Origin of the sequence: Pseudomonas sp. LBUM920 (genome assembly GCF_003852315.1) — a bacterium.
GTDB lineage: Bacteria > Pseudomonadota > Gammaproteobacteria > Pseudomonadales > Pseudomonadaceae > Aquipseudomonas.
Genome location: NZ_CP027762.1, coordinates 591145 through 607418, shown reverse-complemented (window position 1 = coordinate 607418; position 16274 = coordinate 591145). Strand labels below are relative to the sequence as shown.

General features: G+C 61.0%; 12 protein-coding genes and 2 tRNA genes. 4 read left to right on the top strand and 10 right to left on the bottom strand.

Annotation, left to right across the window (positions count from 1 at the left end):
• Positions 1-73 precede the first annotated feature (73 nt).
• The 4 genes from C4J83_RS02635 (at position 74) to C4J83_RS02620 (ending at position 3160) form a co-directional block, all read left to right on the top strand.
• A tRNA-Leu gene (locus tag C4J83_RS02635) sits at positions 74-160 on the top strand.
• 176 nt (positions 161-336) lie between these two features.
• A tRNA-Leu gene (locus C4J83_RS02630) sits at positions 337-423 on the top strand.
• 146 nt (positions 424-569) lie between these two features.
• A complete protein-coding gene (locus C4J83_RS02625; RefSeq protein WP_124416289.1) occupies positions 570-1595 on the top strand; it encodes an extracellular solute-binding protein in 1026 nt (341 codons plus the stop codon).
• On the top strand, positions 1595-3160 hold the full coding sequence (locus C4J83_RS02620) for an ABC transporter permease (RefSeq protein ID WP_124416288.1): 1566 nt from the start codon (positions 1595-1597) through the stop codon (positions 3158-3160). The genes C4J83_RS02625 and C4J83_RS02620 overlap by 1 nt, the downstream gene beginning before the upstream one ends.
• A 90-nt stretch (positions 3161-3250) precedes the next feature.
• On the opposite strand, the gene C4J83_RS31245 is transcribed toward C4J83_RS02620, so the two are convergent.
• The 10 genes from C4J83_RS31245 to C4J83_RS02570 all read right to left on the bottom strand — a co-directional run bounded on the left by C4J83_RS31245 (position 3251) and on the right by C4J83_RS02570 (position 16273).
• Entirely contained in the window at positions 3251-5185 is a 1935-nt protein-coding gene (locus C4J83_RS31245; protein WP_124416287.1) for a methyl-accepting chemotaxis protein, read from the bottom strand.
• Positions 5186-5324: 139 nt separating this feature from the next.
• The gene (locus C4J83_RS02610) at positions 5325-6614 is read right to left on the bottom strand and encodes an adenylosuccinate synthase (RefSeq protein WP_106577628.1); all 1290 of its coding nucleotides are present in this window, start codon (positions 6612-6614) and stop codon (positions 5325-5327) included.
• Between the two features lie 54 nt (positions 6615-6668).
• On the bottom strand, positions 6669-7856 hold the full coding sequence (locus C4J83_RS02605; RefSeq protein ID WP_119737922.1) for an ATP phosphoribosyltransferase regulatory subunit: 1188 nt from the start codon (positions 7854-7856) through the stop codon (positions 6669-6671).
• Positions 7857-8161: 305 nt separating this feature from the next.
• Positions 8162-9028, bottom strand: a complete 867-nt coding sequence (gene hflC, locus C4J83_RS02600; protein ID WP_017138460.1) for a protease modulator HflC — start codon at positions 9026-9028, stop codon at positions 8162-8164.
• Positions 9028-10203 (bottom strand): FtsH protease activity modulator HflK, encoded by a 1176-nt coding sequence (hflK, locus tag C4J83_RS02595; protein WP_106577626.1) that lies wholly within the window; start codon positions 10201-10203, stop codon positions 9028-9030. Before hflK ends, hflC begins: the two co-directional genes overlap by 1 nt.
• Positions 10204-10299: 96 nt before the next feature.
• Positions 10300-11601, bottom strand: a complete 1302-nt coding sequence (gene hflX / locus C4J83_RS02590) for a ribosome rescue GTPase HflX (RefSeq protein ID WP_106577625.1) — start codon at positions 11599-11601, stop codon at positions 10300-10302.
• A gap of 12 nt (positions 11602-11613) precedes the next feature.
• Positions 11614-11874 (bottom strand): RNA chaperone Hfq, encoded by a 261-nt coding sequence (hfq, locus tag C4J83_RS02585; protein WP_083355553.1) that lies wholly within the window; start codon positions 11872-11874, stop codon positions 11614-11616.
• A gap of 93 nt (positions 11875-11967) precedes the next feature.
• Positions 11968-12939 (bottom strand): tRNA (adenosine(37)-N6)-dimethylallyltransferase MiaA, encoded by a 972-nt coding sequence (gene miaA, locus C4J83_RS02580; protein WP_124416286.1) that lies wholly within the window; start codon positions 12937-12939, stop codon positions 11968-11970.
• On the bottom strand, positions 12939-14852 hold the full coding sequence (gene mutL / locus C4J83_RS02575; protein WP_124416285.1) for a DNA mismatch repair endonuclease MutL: 1914 nt from the start codon (positions 14850-14852) through the stop codon (positions 12939-12941). Before mutL ends, miaA begins: the two co-directional genes overlap by 1 nt.
• Positions 14852-16273 (bottom strand): N-acetylmuramoyl-L-alanine amidase, encoded by a 1422-nt coding sequence (locus C4J83_RS02570; protein ID WP_124416284.1) that lies wholly within the window; start codon positions 16271-16273, stop codon positions 14852-14854. Before C4J83_RS02570 ends, mutL begins: the two co-directional genes overlap by 1 nt.
• Position 16274 lies beyond the last annotated feature (1 nt).

Below are 16274 nucleotides of genomic sequence, written 5' to 3'. Positions count from 1 at the left end.
ATAGCGGGGCTTTACAGCTCAAAATCGTCTCCGTATAGTGCGCGCCATCGACGACGGCAACGTTGTTGATGCTGCCCAGGTGGTGAAATTGGTAGACACGCCAGCTTCAGGTGCTGGTGATCGCAAGGTCGTGGAAGTTCGAGTCTTCTCCTGGGCACCAATTTCAAACTCAAGGTTCTGCCTCGAGTCTCCCAAAAACCCGCGAAAGCGGGTTTTTGCGTTTCAGGTCTTTGATTTTTAACGAGAATCTCGATTTATATTTTTGAATCAGGGGTTTACAGATCAAAAAGCCCTCCGTATAGTTCGCTCCATCAACGGCGCAAGCGTTGTTGATAAGCCCAGGTGGTGAAATTGGTAGACACGCCAGCTTCAGGTGCTGGTGATCGCAAGGTCGTGGAAGTTCGAGTCTTCTCCTGGGCACCAAATTCAGATCAAACCCGCGAAAGCGGGTTTTTTCGTTTCCGGTGTTTGAAAACCTGCCTGGCGATTTCCCCCGCTTGTCCGCACTTGAGAAGTTTTATCGTTTATCCTTGTAAGAATTTGTTGCACTCAAGTGAGGAAAACCCCGGATGATGATCCGCGATACCCGTCTCAAGACATCCCTTCTGCGTGGCCTGACCATCACTCTGCTCGGCCTGACCCTGCTCTCGCCCGCTGCCTATTCTGCCGACAAGGTTGCACTGACCTTGTACAACGGCCAACACAAGGAGGTCGGCGATGAACTCGCCAAAGCCTTCGAAGCCAAGACCGGCATTCACGTCAACGTGCGCAAAGGCAGCAGCAACCAGCTGGCCAGCCAGGTCGTCGAAGAAGGCGACCGCTCCCCTGCCGACGTGATCTACACCGAAGAATCGCCGCCACTGAACAAGCTTGGCGAACAGGGCCTGCTGGCCAAGATCGATGCCAGTACGCTCGACGTATTGCCCAAGGATTATGTCGGCAGCAACGGCGACTGGATGGGCGTCACCGCACGCACCCGTGTCGTGGCGTTCAACCTAAAGCTGATCGCCGAAAAAGACCTGCCCAAGTCGGTGCTGGATTTCGCCGGCCCCGAGTGGCAAGGCAAAGTCGGCTTCGTACCCACCAGCGGCGCGTTCCAGGAACAAGCTGTGGCGATCATCAAGCTGCACGGCCGAGAAGCCGCTGAAGAATGGCTGACCGGCTTGCGCGCCTTCGGCAAGGTCTACAGCAACAACATGGTCGCCCTCAAGGCTGTGGAAAACGGCGAAGTCGCCACCGTGCTGGTGAACAACTACTACTGGTTTGCCCTGAAGAAAGAAAAAACCAACCTGGATTCCCAACTCCACTACTTTACCGATGGCGACGCCGGTGGCCTGATCACTGTGTCTTCCGCCGCCGCGCTGAAATCCAGCAAGCACCCCAAGGAAGCCCAACAGTTGCTCGCCTTCATGGCCAGCGAAGAAGGCCAGCGTGTGATCACCAACACCTCGGCCGAATACCCGCTGCGCAAGGGCATGGAATCCAACCGTGGCCTTAAGCCTTTCAGCGAGCTGCAACCGCCGAAAGTCACCCCTGCGGACCTTGGCAACGCCGAAGAAGCCCTGGACCTGGAACGTGACGTTGGCTTGAACTGATGAACCCATCGCTACCCGCCCCCGCCTTGCGCGGGGGTTTCAGCCCGCGACGCAAGCGCCCGTCGATCTGGCTGCTGATTCCCGTCCTATTCCTGGTTGGCCTGAGCCTGTTGCCGTTGGTGTATGTCGGCACAAAGGCCTGGCAGGCGGGCTGGGCACAAGCGATGCATCTGTTATGGCGCCCCTATGTGTTCGGGCTGCTGCGCAACACCCTGGCGCTGATGATCGGCGTGACGGTGGCCTGCGGCGTGATCGGCCTGTCGCTGGCCTGGCTACTGGAACGCAGCAACCTGCCGGGCCGACGCATCTGGGGCGTGATCCTGTGCCTGCCGTTTGCAGTGCCGGCGTTTGTCAGCAGCTTTACCTGGGTCTCGCTGAGCGCCAACTTCGAAGGGCTGGGCGGGGCGATCCTGGTGATGACCCTGTCCAAATACCCGCTGGTGTTTCTGCCGGTGGCGGCGACGCTGCGCAATCTTGATCCCTCTCTGGAAGAATCAGCCCGCACCCTGGGGCTGAATCGCTGGGGCGTGTTTTTGCGTGTCACCCTGCCCTTGCTGTGGCCATCGCTATTGGCCGGGGCACTGTTAATTGCGCTGCACATGCTGGTGGAATTCGGCGCGCTGTCGATCATCGGCCTGCAAACCTTTACCACCGCGATCTACCAACAGTTCGAGCTGGAGTTCAGCAATGCGAATGCCGCGATGCTCTCGGCAGTGTTGCTGGTGATGTGCCTGACGCTGCTGTGGCTGGAACTGCGCGTGCGCGGCAAGGGCCGGCACGTGCGCATCGGCCAGGGCGCGGCGCGGCATGCCGAACCAGTGAAGCTGGGCAAGTGGGCGCCACTGGGCCAGCTGTATTGCCTGGCGCTGGCGATCATTGGCAGCGGCATTCCACTGGGAATGCTCGGGTACTGGCTGGCGGTGGGCTCATCGGCAGCCTTCCCCGTGGCCCAGATTGGCGAAGCATTGCTGTCCTCCCTTGCGCTGTCGCTGGGCGGCGCCGCGCTTTGCCTGGTGCTGGCCGTGCCAGTGGGGCTGCTGGTGGTGCGCTACAAAGGCCAATTGGCGATCTGGGCCGAGCGCCTGCCCTACCTGCTGCATGCCCTGCCCGGCTTGGTGATTGCATTGACGCTGGTGTATTTCGCACTGCATTACGTGCCGGTGCTGTACCAGACTTCCGCGCTGCTTTTGATTGCCTATGCATTGCTGTTTTTGCCACTGGCACAGGCGCCGATCCGCACGGCTTTGAACAAGGCGGCGCCGCAACTGGAAGAGGCAGCGCGCACGCTGGGCGCCTCGTCGTTCAGCGCGTTTTGCCGGGTGACCTTGCCGATTATTTTCCCGGCATTGGGCGCGGCATTTGCGCTGGTGTTTCTGGATGCGATGAAGGAATTGACCGCGACGCTGCTGCTCAGTCCGACGGGGTTGAACACCCTGGCGACAGCCGTGTGGGCGCACACCTCGAATGTGGAGTTCGCGGCGGCGGCGCCCTATGCGGCGTTGTTGATTCTGGTGTCGGGGTTGCCGGTGTATCTGCTCACGACTCGGATGTATCTGAGCCGCTGAAATAGCTTTCGCGAGCTAGCCCGCTCCCACACTTGAAACGCATTCCATGTGGGAGCGGGCTTGCTCGCGAAAGGGCCCTCCCAGGCGACATCAAGCCCTGAACTGCCCCAGGCTCGCCTTCAACTGCGCCGCCAACCCATCCAGCACCTTGCCACTGGCGGTAGTCTCAACCACCGCCTGCGCAGCACGCTCGGCCTGGGCATGAATCACCTCGACCCGCCCACGCACCGCGTGCGCACCCTGCGCCTGATGCTCAGCCGCGCGCGTCGCCAACCCAATCGCTGCGTGCACCTGCTCCACCGAAGCCTGCACCGTCTGCTGCAAGCGCACGCTGTCGCGCAGCACCAGCAAACCTTCATTGGCCTGACGCCCGGCCTTGCCGATGGTTTCTACCGCCTCGCGCGCGCCTTGCTGCAATGCCACGATGTGCGCCTGGATATCCCCGGTTGAGCTTTGGGTTTTACTCGCCAGCGCCCGCACCTCATCCGCGACCACCGCAAAACCACGCCCGGTCTCACCGGCACGCGCAGCTTCGATGGCGGCGTTGAGCGCCAATAGGTTGGTCTGCTCGGCAATGCCGTGAATCACCGTGAGCACCACTTCAATCTGCTCGCTTTGCTGGGCCAGCCGCTCAATGACCTGGGAGCCGGCTTGCACCTGCCCGGCCAACGCTTCGATCAGGCTGCCGACTTCCGCCGACGTTCGCGAGTTTTCGTCTGTGGCCTGACGAATATCCACCACCTGCTGCAACGCCGCCTGCATCGCATGGCTTTCGGCCTGGGCCTCATCGGCCATTTGCGACAGTGCCCGCAAGCTCTCCGCCACTTCATCGCGCTGCAAACCGGCCGCCGCATCGGCGCCGGCATTGCGCAACGTCATCGCGCCGATTTCCACGCCGGTGCGCTGAGCCACATCGCCGGCCTCGCGCACGATGGGCTGCAACTTATCCACAAAGCGATTGACCGCCGAAGCCATGTCGCCGATCTCGTCCTTGCTACTGATTTGCACGCGCTTGGTGAGGTCGCCCTCGCCCGCCGCCAAGTCATCCATCGCCGCAATCAGCAGCTTCAGACGATTGACCACGCGACGCCCAAGCACAATAGCGATCAGCAGCAACACGCCGAACCCCACAATCGCCAGCCCCATGCCGATGCGCCAACGCAAGGTGCCTGCAGCCTCCTGCACGGCGCTGGTGGTGTTGGCGGTCATTTGCGTGGCGGTGGCTTGCGCCGATTGCAGGCGCGCGCCCATGGCAGCTGCGCTGTCTGCGGCAGCGCCCTTGAGGCTGTCGCCCACCAGTTGATCACTGCTGGCGATCAGTGCGGCAAAACGTTTGTCCAGCGCTGCCAGGTCGGTCTCCACCGCCGCGGTCGACACCCCCATGCGGACCTTGCCAATCTCTACGCCATTGGGGCTGATCGACGCTTCGACGTAGAACACGGAAGGGTCGTTTTTCGCCGCGTCCAGGACCTTATCCAGCGCACGGTCGCCCTGACCTTTTGCCAGTAACGCCTGGTTGATCGGGTTGTCACGGTTCAGATAACGGGTCAGATGCTCGCCGGCCGCATCGTCGTAGACCACGAACAGCACGTTGGGATTGCGCTGAGCGCGACGGGCAAACTCCGACAGCGTCGGCACGTCGCTGTCCCACATGGCGCGCGGCGCCACCGAGGCCAGCAGTTGCGCCATGTCGTTGGCCGAGTCTTGCAGGTCTTTTTCCAGGGTCGCACGCAGTTGCTTCTGCTCATCCTGCAAGCGCGTGGATAGCCCCGCCGTCAGACGCTGGCGCGTGCTCGAAGACAGACTGTCCAGACTGGAGGTGACTTCCTTGCCGGCTTGCGCCAGCTCGCCGGACAGTTTCTGGCTGTCGATACCCAGGCGGTTGCCCAGATCAGCTTCCAATGCAGTGACCGTGCTCCGCGTCAGAGCGACAGCGACCAGCACTTGCACCAAAAGAGCGATACCAAGGGTAACGAACACCGGCCGCAACAACCGGCTTTGTAACAATGAGAGAACGGCAGACACTGGGAATCCCTCCACCACGGGTGCCATTAATTTGATAGCACCGCGAAAGAAAGAACCATAGCAAGGGTCGTGCCGTTTACCAGACAGATACGACAAAGGGCTCCCGAAGGAGCCCTTTGCTTTTTACATCAACAGCTTATTAAGCGAACGGGTGACGCAGAACGATGGTCTCGTTACGGTCCGGGCCCGTCGAAATAATGTCGATTGGCGCGCCGATCAGCTCTTCAACGCGCTTGATGTAAGCACGAGCGTTGGCTGGCAGCTCTTCGAGGGTTTTGGCACCCACGGTGGACTCGGTCCAACCCGGCACTTCTTCGTACACAGGCTGCAGGCCCACGTAGCTGTCAGCGTCGGTCGGCGCAACGTCCTTACCGTCGGCATCTTTGTAGCCGATGCAGATGTTGATGGTTTCCAGACCGTCGAGCACGTCCAGCTTGGTCAGGCAGATGCCCGAGATGCTGTTCACATCGATAGCGCGACGCAGGATAACCGCGTCGAACCAGCCGCAACGACGAGCACGGCCGGTGGTGGCGCCAAACTCATGACCTTGCTTGGCCAGGTGCGCGCCGACTTCGTCGAACAGCTCAGTCGGGAACGGGCCCGAACCTACGCGCGTGGTGTAAGCCTTGGTGATACCCAGGATGTAGTCCAGGAACATCGGGCCGACACCCGAACCGGTAGCAACGCCGCCAGCGGTGGTGTTGGAGCTGGTCACGTACGGGTAGGTGCCGTGGTCGATGTCGAGCAACGAACCTTGGGCGCCTTCGAACATGATGTCTTTGCCGGCACGGCGCAGGTCGTGCAGCTCAGCCGTCACGTCGAGCATCAGCGGCTTCAGCAGCTCGGCGTATTCCTTGCACTCGGCCAGGGTCTTTTCGAATTCAATGGCCGGCTCTTTGTAGTAACCAACGAGCATGAAGTTGTGGTAATCCACCAGTTCACGCAGCTTGTCTTCAAAGCGCGGCATGTTGAGCAGGTCGCCCACACGCAGGCCACGACGTGCAACCTTGTCTTCGTAGGCTGGGCCGATGCCGCGACCGGTAGTACCGATCTTCAGCTCGCCACGGGCCTTTTCACGGGCCTGGTCCAGCGCAACGTGGAAGGACAGGATCAGCGGGCAGGACGGGCTGATACGCAGGCGCTCGCGCACCGGTACACCCTTCTCTTCCAGCTTGGTGATCTCGCGCAGCAGGGCGTCAGGTGCAACCACCACGCCGTTGCCGATCAGGCACTGTACGCCTTCGCGCAATACGCCCGACGGGATCAGGTGCAAGACGGTTTTTTCGCCATCGATGACCAGGGTGTGGCCAGCGTTGTGGCCACCTTGGTAGCGCACTACGGCGGCAGCATGTTCGGTCAGCAGATCAACGATCTTGCCTTTGCCCTCATCACCCCATTGGGTGCCCAGGACTACGACATTCTTACCCATAACACTTGTCCTCATTCGCGCAAACTTGGTGCCGGCGATGGCCGGCAGGAAAACTCAAGAAGCCAGTGGCGATACTTGCCAAAGCCCGTTCTGCAGAATCAATTGCCGGTCGCAGTCCGCTTCACGGGCGGCGGCCAATGGCTGCCCAGGCAAAGCCTGGACGACACGCTGACCCTCACTGCGCAACTGGCAAACCTGCTGCCAGAGTGCTGCGTCCGTGCTGTCGGGCATCCAGACGCCACCAGACGGCAGCTCGACCTCAGCACGCCCCAGGGTCACCAGGGTTTTCAAATCAGTGGAAAAGCCGGTCGCCGGACGGGCGCGACCGAAGTCGGCGCCGATGTCGTCATAGCGACCGCCTTGGGCGATGGCCTGGCCAACACCCGGTACAAACACGGCAAACACCACACCGGTGTGGTAGTGGTAGCCGCGCAACTCGCCCAGGTCAAAATACAGCGGCAGTTGCGGGAAGCGCGCCGACAAACGCTCGGCAATCGCCAGCACGTCATCGAGCGCCGCCAATACGAGCGCCGGCGCATTGGCCAGGCGCTCGCGCGCAGCCACCAGCACTTCACGACCACCGCACAGATCAACCAACGCGCGCAGCATGCCGGCGAGGTCTGCAGGTACACCCTCGGTAAGGGCGATCACTTCATCGATTGCCTTGCGTTGCAGAGCATCGAACAACTGCTGCTCAACTTCACCAGACAAGCCGGCCGCGCGGGCCAAGCCACGGTATATACCAACGTGGCCCAGGTCCATGTGCACATCCGGCACGTCAGCCAGTTGCAGCATGGCCAACATCAAGCTGATCACTTCAACGTCGCTGCTCGGGCTGGCATCACCGTACAACTCGGCGCCCAATTGAATCGGGCTACGCGAAGACGACAAGGCACGCGGCTGCGCATGCAGCACGCTGCCGGCATAGCAAAGACGGCTGGGACCTTCGCGGCGCAGGGTGTGCGCATCGATCCGCGCCACTTGCGGCGTGATGTCGGCGCGAAAGCCCATTTGCCGACCCGATTGCGGGTCGATGACCTTGAAGGTGCGCAGATCCAGGTCCTGGCCCGCGCCGGTCAGCAGGGATTCCAGGTACTCGATATGGGGGGTCACGACAAACTCGTAACCCCAGCTCTGGAACAGATCCAACACCTGGCGACGCGCTACTTCAATGCGCGCAGCTTCTGGTGGCAGTACTTCTTCGATGCCATCTGGCAGCAGCCAGCGGTCTACCGTTGCCATTACGCCATTCCCCTATGATCCGGGCGGCCAGCCCTCGGCCGAGCCCTGAGTGAAGCAGAAAATGCCCGGCCCCTGCATAAACAACGCGCAAGAACGACGTGACGAAATGGCCTGCTAGCGGCCTCGTCGGGCACTTTCCTCGAAAAACCTGTGGCGTCTGCAACGCACCACAACAATCAAACATGCAGACGCAAAAAAGCCGGGAATTTCCCGGCTGCCGCATCATACACCCGTTTTCTGAAAGGATCACCCCGCCAGGCATTTTAGCCGCCCGACGGAGTGTGTCCTACAGAATCACCGGCTGGTTACTTGGACTTTTCCAGGTAGCGGAAGAAGTCGCTGCTTGGGTCCAGTACCATGACGTCGGTTTTGTTCGCGAAGCTTTCACGGTAGGCGCGCAGGCTACGGTAGAACGCGTAAAACTCCTGATCCTGACCGTAAGCCTTGGCGTAGATCGCCGCAGCTTGAGCATCGCCATCACCACGGGCCTCTTCAGACTCGCGATAGGCTTCTGCCAGCAGTACACGGCGCTGACGGTCGGCATCCGCACGGATACCTTCTGCCAACTCGTTACCCTTGGCGCGGTGCTCACGGGCTTCACGCTCACGTTCGGTGCTCATACGCTCGAACACGCTGCGGTTCACTTCCTTGGGCAGGTCGATCGCCTTGACCCGGACATCAACAACCTCGATGCCCAGTTCTTTCTCAGCCATGGTGTTCAGCGAACGCGTGATGTCAGCCATCAGCGCATCACGCTCACCGGATACCACCTCGTGCAGGGTGCGTTTACCGAACTGGTCACGCAGGCCCGATTCCAGACGGCGCGACAAACGCTCGTCGGCAATCTGCTTGAGGCCGGATGTCGCGGTGTAGAAGCGCTCGGCATCCTTGACGCGCCACTTGGCGTAGGCGTCAACCATCACGGCTTTCTTTTCCAGGGTCAGGAAGCGCTGTGTCGGTGCATCCAGGGTCATCAGGCGGCCGTCGAACTTGCGCACCTGGTTCACGTAGGGGACTTTCACATGCAGGCCCGGTTGGACATCCGCCTGGACCACACGACCGAATTGCAGCAACACCGCGCGCTCGGTCTGAGACACGATGTAGAAGCAGTTCCAGGCAGCGATGACCACGACGACGCCCACAATCAGGGCGGTCAGCGATTTATTGCTCATCAACGACTCTCCCTGGTACGTGTTTGCTGTTGCAGCAAGTCAGCGGCCGCACGGGCGCTCGCTTCGTTGGCAGCAGCGGTCGAACCGGTAGCCGGTGCGCTGGTGCTGCTACGACCACCTTCGATCATCTTGTCCAGCGGCAGGTACAGCAGGTTGTTCTGCCCACCTTTGCTACCGGTCACGAGAACCTTGCTGGTGTTGCTGAAGACTTCCTGCATGGTGTCCAGGTACAGACGCTCACGCGTGACTTCCGGAGCCTTGCGGTACTCGGCGACCAGCTTGGTAAAGCGATCCGCCTCACCCTTGGCGCGGGAAACCACTTCGTCGCGGTAACCATTGGCATCCTCGAGGATACGCTGGGCCTGACCGCGCGCTTCCGGCACGACGCCGTTGGCATAGGTCTCAGCCTGGTTGCGCGAACGCTGCTCGTCTTCACGGGCGCGGATCACGTCGTCAAAGGCTTCCTGCACTTCGCGCGGTGCAGCAGCGCTCTGTACGTTCACCTGGGTGACAGTGATACCGGTGCGATAAGTGTCGAGGAACCGCTGCAGGCGCTCCTTGATCTCGCTGGCCATCAATTCACGACCTTCGGTCAGCACCTGGTCCATGGCGGTAGAACCGACCACGTGACGCAGTGCACTTTCGGTTGCGTGTTGCAGGCTGATTTCCGGCTGATCAACGTTCAGCACGAAGTCCTGCAGGTTGCTGATCTTGTACTGCACGGTCAGCGGCACTTCGACGATGTTCTCGTCTTCGGTCAGCATCTGGCCCTGCTTGGTGTAGGCACGCTCACGCGTGACGTTTTCCATGTACTTCTTGTCGATCGGGGGGAAGTAGATATTCAGGCCCGGGCCGACAGTCTCGTAGTACTTGCCGAAGCGCAGCACCACGGCCTGCTCCTGCTCGTCCACGACGTAAACCGCGCTGTACAGCCACACGGCTGCGAGCACGACAAGACCCAGGCCCAGCAGGCCATAGCCACCGCCCTTGCTTGTGCGACCGCCGTCGTCACCACCACGTTTTTTCCCACCACCGAACAACCCATTCAGGCTTTCCTGCAGCTTTCGGAAGGCCTCGTCGAGATCCGGTGGCCCCTTGCGGTCGCCATTATTGCGGCGCTTACCACCCCAAGGATCCTGATTATTCGAGTTGCCACCCGGCTCATTCCAAGCCATAGCGCTCTCCATCTGATAAAGCAAAGACGCACCCACGGCGCGCCGACCAATGCTACAGAATGCCTGCTACTGCGGCACAACCGCTTTCGGAGGCTTTTATTGCAAAGTGTGTTGTTCGATGAACTCCGTCGGCACCACACCTTCACGGCTGACCAGCCGATTCAGCTCCGAGCGCGGCAATCGAACGGCCAGCAAGCTGACACCTTCTTCGTCGTATTCTTCTTTCTGTACGGCGCCCAGCTCGAAAAACTGTGCACGCAGTCGAGCAAAACGCTGAGGCAAGCGCAAGGTGCCGACAAACAAATCGCTGCCCAGCAACTCGGCAATGGCTTGTTCAAGCAACTCCAAACCACTGCCATCGCGCGCCGACAGCCAGACCCGCTGGGGCTTGCCGTCTTCATCACGCTGAATTTGAGGCTCAACGCCTTCAAGCAAATCGAGTTTGTTATAGACCTCGAGGATCGGCAAGTCCTGTGCACCAATCTCGCCCAGCACCACCATCACCTGCTCGATTTGCAACATGCGATCCGGTTCGGCCGCATCGATCACGTGCAACAGGAGGTCGGAATTGCTCGACTCTTCGAGCGTAGACCGAAACGCCTCGACCAGCTTGTGAGGCAAGTGACGAATGAAACCCACGGTGTCGGCCAGGACAATCGGCCCCAGGTCGTCCAGTTCCAGACGGCGCAAGGTCGGGTCGAGGGTGGCGAACAGTTGGTCGGCCGCGTACACGTCCGATTTCGTCACGTTATTGAACAGGGTGGATTTGCCGGCGTTGGTGTAGCCCACCAGGGAAACGGTAGGGATGTCCGCCCGCATGCGGCCGCGACGCGATTGCTCACGCTGGCTGCGCACTTTTTCCAGACGGCCCTTGATCTGACGCAGGCGAACCCGCAGCAGACGGCGGTCGGTTTCCAGCTGGGTTTCACCCGGACCGCGCATGCCGATACCGCCACCCTGACGCTCAAGGTGAGTCCAGCCGCGAACCAGCCGGGTGCTCATGTGGTCAAGCTGGGCCAGTTCGACCTGGAGCTTGCCTTCATGGGTGCGGGCGCGTTGGGCGAAAATATCGAGAATCAGACCGGTGCGGTCGATCACGCGACACTCGAAAACACGTTCGAGGTTGCGTTCCTGACTGGGCGTGAGGGTGTGATTGAAGATCACCAGATCGGCTTCTTCAGCATGGACCAGGTCGCGCAGTTCCTCGACCTTGCCGCTGCCGATCAGGAATTTGGCGGTTGGCCGATGACGCGGTACGTTAAAAAACGCAACGGTCTCGGCGCCGGCCGAATTTGCCAACTCCTGAAACTCCTGCGGATCTTCGCGCGCCTCAGGGTCCTGTCCATCCAAGTGAACGAGGATTACTCGCTCACCACCACCGTGGCGCTCAAAGAACAAAGGAGACTCCTATCAGGCGTTACCTGGCTCAGCGTCACCCTGTTCGGTATCGGTTGCGCTAGGCAGACGGATAGGACGAACGGGAACGACTGTCGAGATAGCGTGCTTGTAAACCATCTGGCTGACGGTGTTTTTCAGCAGGATCACGAACTGGTCGAACGACTCGATCGTGCCTTGCAGCTTGATCCCGTTGACCAGGTAGATGGAAACCCCCACTTTCTCTTTACGTAAAGTATTCAAGTAAGGGTCTTGTAGCGAATGCCCTTTTGACATGTGCCGCACTCCTTTAAGGATCAATAATAAAATTCGGAAAATAGATAGCTTATGGCCGTCACACCCCCAAGGATAGACGGCAATTGCAAGGACTCAGCTCAATATGGAGACCGTTCCCAAGTATTTCAAGGCGCGTGACAGATTGTCGCTGTCCAGGCTGTCCAGCCAGTGCAAATCGCTCCAGCTGCGCAACCAGGTGAACTGGCGTTTCGCCAATTGGCGCGTGGCAATGATGCCGCGCTCCTGCATTTCGGCTGACGTCAGCTTGCCATCCAGATGATCCCAGACTTGGCGGTAGCCAACAGCACGTATCGACGGCAACCCAGCATGCAGGTCACCTCGGGAACGCAGTGCTACGACCTCATCCACAAACCCCTGTTCCAACATAATTGTGAATCTTTGTGCAATTCGTTGATGCAGCACCTGACGATTTGCCGGAGCAATGGCCAGATTCGCCACAGTATAGGGCAATACTGCCTGTCCAGACGCGCCTGCGTCAGCACTTTGCGCAGTTTGTTTCAGCCGATGTTCAGTCATGGTCTGGCCGCTGACGCGCCAGACTTCCAGGGCGCGAGTGAGGCGCTGCGGGTCATTGGGATGAATGCGCGCCGCCGACACCGGGTCAACCGCCGCCAATTGGTCGTGCAGGGCTTGCCAGCCAAGGCGTACAGCCTCTTCCTCGAGTTCAGCGCGCACTTGAGCGTCAGCCGGCGGCATATCCGCCAGGCCTTCCTGCAACGCCTTGTAGTAGAGCATCGTGCCGCCCACCAGCAGCGGAATATTGCCCCGCGCGGTGATTTCGGCCATGGCGGCCAAGGCATCGGCGCGAAAATCTGCCGCAGAATAGCTCTCGGCCGGGTCGATGATGTCGATCAGCTTATGCGGATATTCGGCCAGCAGCGCTTTTGAAGGCTTGGCCGTACCGATGTCCATGTCCCGGTAAACCAGGGCAGAGTCGACACTGATCAGCTCGCACGGCAACACCTTGGTCAGCTCAATGGCCAGGTCAGTCTTGCCGGCAGCCGTGGGGCCCATCAGGAAGATTGCGGGGGGCAAGGCGCTCATCAACGGCCGCGCAAGAACAGTTTGTCCAGATCGTCCAGGCCCATTTGGGTCCAGGTCGGTCGGCCGTGGTTGCACTGGCCGCTGCGCTCGGTGTTTTCCATGTCGCGCAGCAAGCCGTTCATTTCTGGCAAGGCCAGGCGCCGATTGGCGCGAATCGCGCCGTGGCAGGCCATGGTGCCAAGCAGTTCGTTGATGTGGGCCTGGATGCGGTCACTGGTGCCGTACTCCATCAAATCAGCCAGCACGTCGGCGACCAGACGGTTAGCTTCAGCTTGCTTGAGCAGCGCAGGAATCTGGCGGATCGCCAGGGTTTCCGGGCCCAGGCGCTGCAGTTCGAAGCCCAGTTTCTGGAACACGCCGTGGTGCTCTTCAGCGCAATCGGCTTCACGCTGGCTGACGGCCAGGGACTCCGGCACCAGCAATGGCTGACCGCTGAGGCCTTCGCTGGCCATGGCGATCTTCAAGCGCTCGTACATGATCCGCTCGTGGGCGGCGTGCATGTCCACCAGCACCAGGCCGTGGGCGTTTTCCGCGAGGATGTAGATGCCTTTGAGTTGCGCCAGCGCATAGCCCAGCGGCGGGATATCACCGCCGCCTTCTGGCAACGCGACAGCATTGGGCTCGGCACCCGGCAGCGGCGCAAAAAACTCACGATAGGCCGCCTGGGCCTCTGCCACCGGCACTGCCGACTGCGGACGCGGTGTGTATTGATACTGATAGCCGGCACCGGAGCCGGAACCCGGTGCGGTATAGCTCGGCTGCGGCTGCGGCGATTGCAGCAGGTTGGCCGCCAGGCTCATTTCGCCTTGAGGGCCAAACTCACCGGCTTCCGGGCCGCTCGGCCGCACCACCGCCGTCACGATCGGCGCAGACAGCTGATCATCCGGGCGCACATCGCCCAGGGCGCGGTGCAAAGTGCCATAAAGGAAGTCATGCACCATGCGCCCGTCACGGAAGCGCACTTCGTGTTTGGTCGGGTGCACGTTGACGTCGACCACCGAAGGATCGACCTCAAAAAACAGCACAAACGTAGGATGCCGCCCATTGAACAGCACGTCGCGGTAGGCCTGACGCACAGCGTGGGCCACCAATTTGTCGCGTACCGCGCGGCCATTCACAAAGAAATACTGCAAGTCCGCCTGGCTACGGGAAAAGGTTGGCAAGCCCACCCAGCCCCACAGCCGCAAGCCATTGCGCTCGATCTCGATCGGCAACGCCTGCTCCAGGAAACCCGCGCCGCAGATTGCCGACACACGCCGAGCGCGCGCCGCGTCGTCATGGGCTTCGTGCAGACTGAGGATGGTCTTGCCGTTATGGCGCAAGTGAAACGCCACGTCGAAACGCGCCAAGGCCAGGCGCTTGATGACTTCTTGCAGATGATCGAATTCGGTTTTTTCGGCCTTGAGGAATTTGCGCCGCGCCGGGGTATTGAAGAACAGGTCGCGCACTTCCACCGAAGTGCCCACCGGGTGCGCCGCCGGCTGAACCCTGGGCGCCATGTCGCGGCCTTCGGTTTCCACCTGCCAGGCCTGCTCGGCGCTGCGGGTGCGCGAAGTCAGGGTCAGACGCGCCACCGAGCTGATAGACGCCAGGGCCTCACCGCGAAAACCCAGGCTCATCACCCGCTCAAGGTCTTCGAGGTCGCGAATCTTGCTGGTGGCGTGACGCGCCAGGGCAAGCGGCAGGTCATCGGAGGAGATGCCGCTGCCGTCATCGCGCACGCGCAGCAGCTTGACGCCGCCCTGTTCCACGTCCACATCAATGCGCTTGGCGCCGGAGTCGATGCTGTTTTCCAGCAGCTCCTTGATCACCGACGCCGGGCGCTCAACCACCTCGCCCGCGGCAATCTGGTTGGCCAGGCGTGGGCTGAGCAGCTCGATGCGCGAGCCACTGTTCAAGACTGATTCGCTCATTACTGCGCCGCCAATTCGGTGCCAGGGATGGTCAACACCTGGCCGACTTTCAACTCATCGGTCTTCAGGTTATTGGCGCTGCGCAAGGTAGCGGCCGACACCTGAAAACGCACGGCCAGCATCGCCAGGGTGTCGCCAGGCTGCACGCGATGGTCACGTGGGCCCTGGGCGATTTTCCCGGAGTCACGCAGCCAGGCGATGTAAGTGCCCGGCGGCGGGTTCTGTTGGAAGAACTGACGAATGCCGGCGCTGATCGAGCGCGCCAACGCCTGCTGGTGGCTCGCACTGGCCAGCTTCGAGGCCTCGTTGGAGTTGGAGATAAACCCGGTTTCGACCAGGATCGACGGAATGTCCGGCGACTTCAACACCATGAACCCGGCCTGCTCCACGCGCTGTTTGTGCAGCGAGGTGACGCGACCGATGTTGCTCAGGACCTTTTGGCCAACGTTCAAGCTGGAGGTCAGCGAGGCGGTCATCGACAGGTCGAGCAGTACGCCAGCGAGCATTTTGTCTTTGTCGTCGAGGGACACGTTGCCAGCCCCGCCGATCAAGTCGGAACGGTTTTCGCTGTCGGCCAGCCAGCGCGCGGTCTCGGACGTGGCGCCGCGATCCGACAACGCAAACACCGAAGCACCAAAGGCGGCGGCCGATGGCGCGGCGTCGGCGTGGATCGACACGAACAGGTCGGCGCCCTTCTTGCGAGCGATCTCGGTACGGCCACGCAAAGGAATGAAGTAGTCGCCGGTACGGGTCAGCTCGGCGCGATAGCCTTTCATGCCACTGACCTGACGTTGCAGTTCACGGGCGATGGCCAGCACCACGTCTTTTTCATGCTGGCCGCGCGAGCCGGAGGCGCCCGGGTCTTCACCGCCGTGACCGGCGTCGATCACCACGATAATGTCGCGCTTGCCCGCAGGTGCGGGCGGCGGCGGTGGAAGCTTGACCTGAGGCTGCGATGGATTGACCGGCACGGCCGGCACAGTCGCCACGCTTGGCGTCGGCGCAGGCGGCGGCGCGGCATCGGCGGCATTGTCGAACAGGTCGACCACCAGGCGGTTGCCGTATTGGGCGTTCGGCGCCAGCACAAAGCTTTTCGGGGTCACCGCCTTTTTCAGGTCGATCACCACCCGCAGGTCGGTCGGCGTGCGCTGCGCCGAGCGCATCGAGGTAATCGGCGTGTTGGCGGTGGAGACTTTCAACGGCGCGGCCAGGGTCGCACCGTTGATGTCGATCACCAGCCGATCAGGCGCCGTGAGGGTAAAGACGCTGTGCTGGACCGGGCCAGACAGGTCAAACACCAGTCGCGTGTTATCCGGCGCTCGCCACAGGCGAACACTTTTCACCTGTGAAGCAGCCAGAACATTGAAAGTCATTGCCGCAAGCAACACCCCTACGACAGCAACCATCGCGCGAAAGCGCATA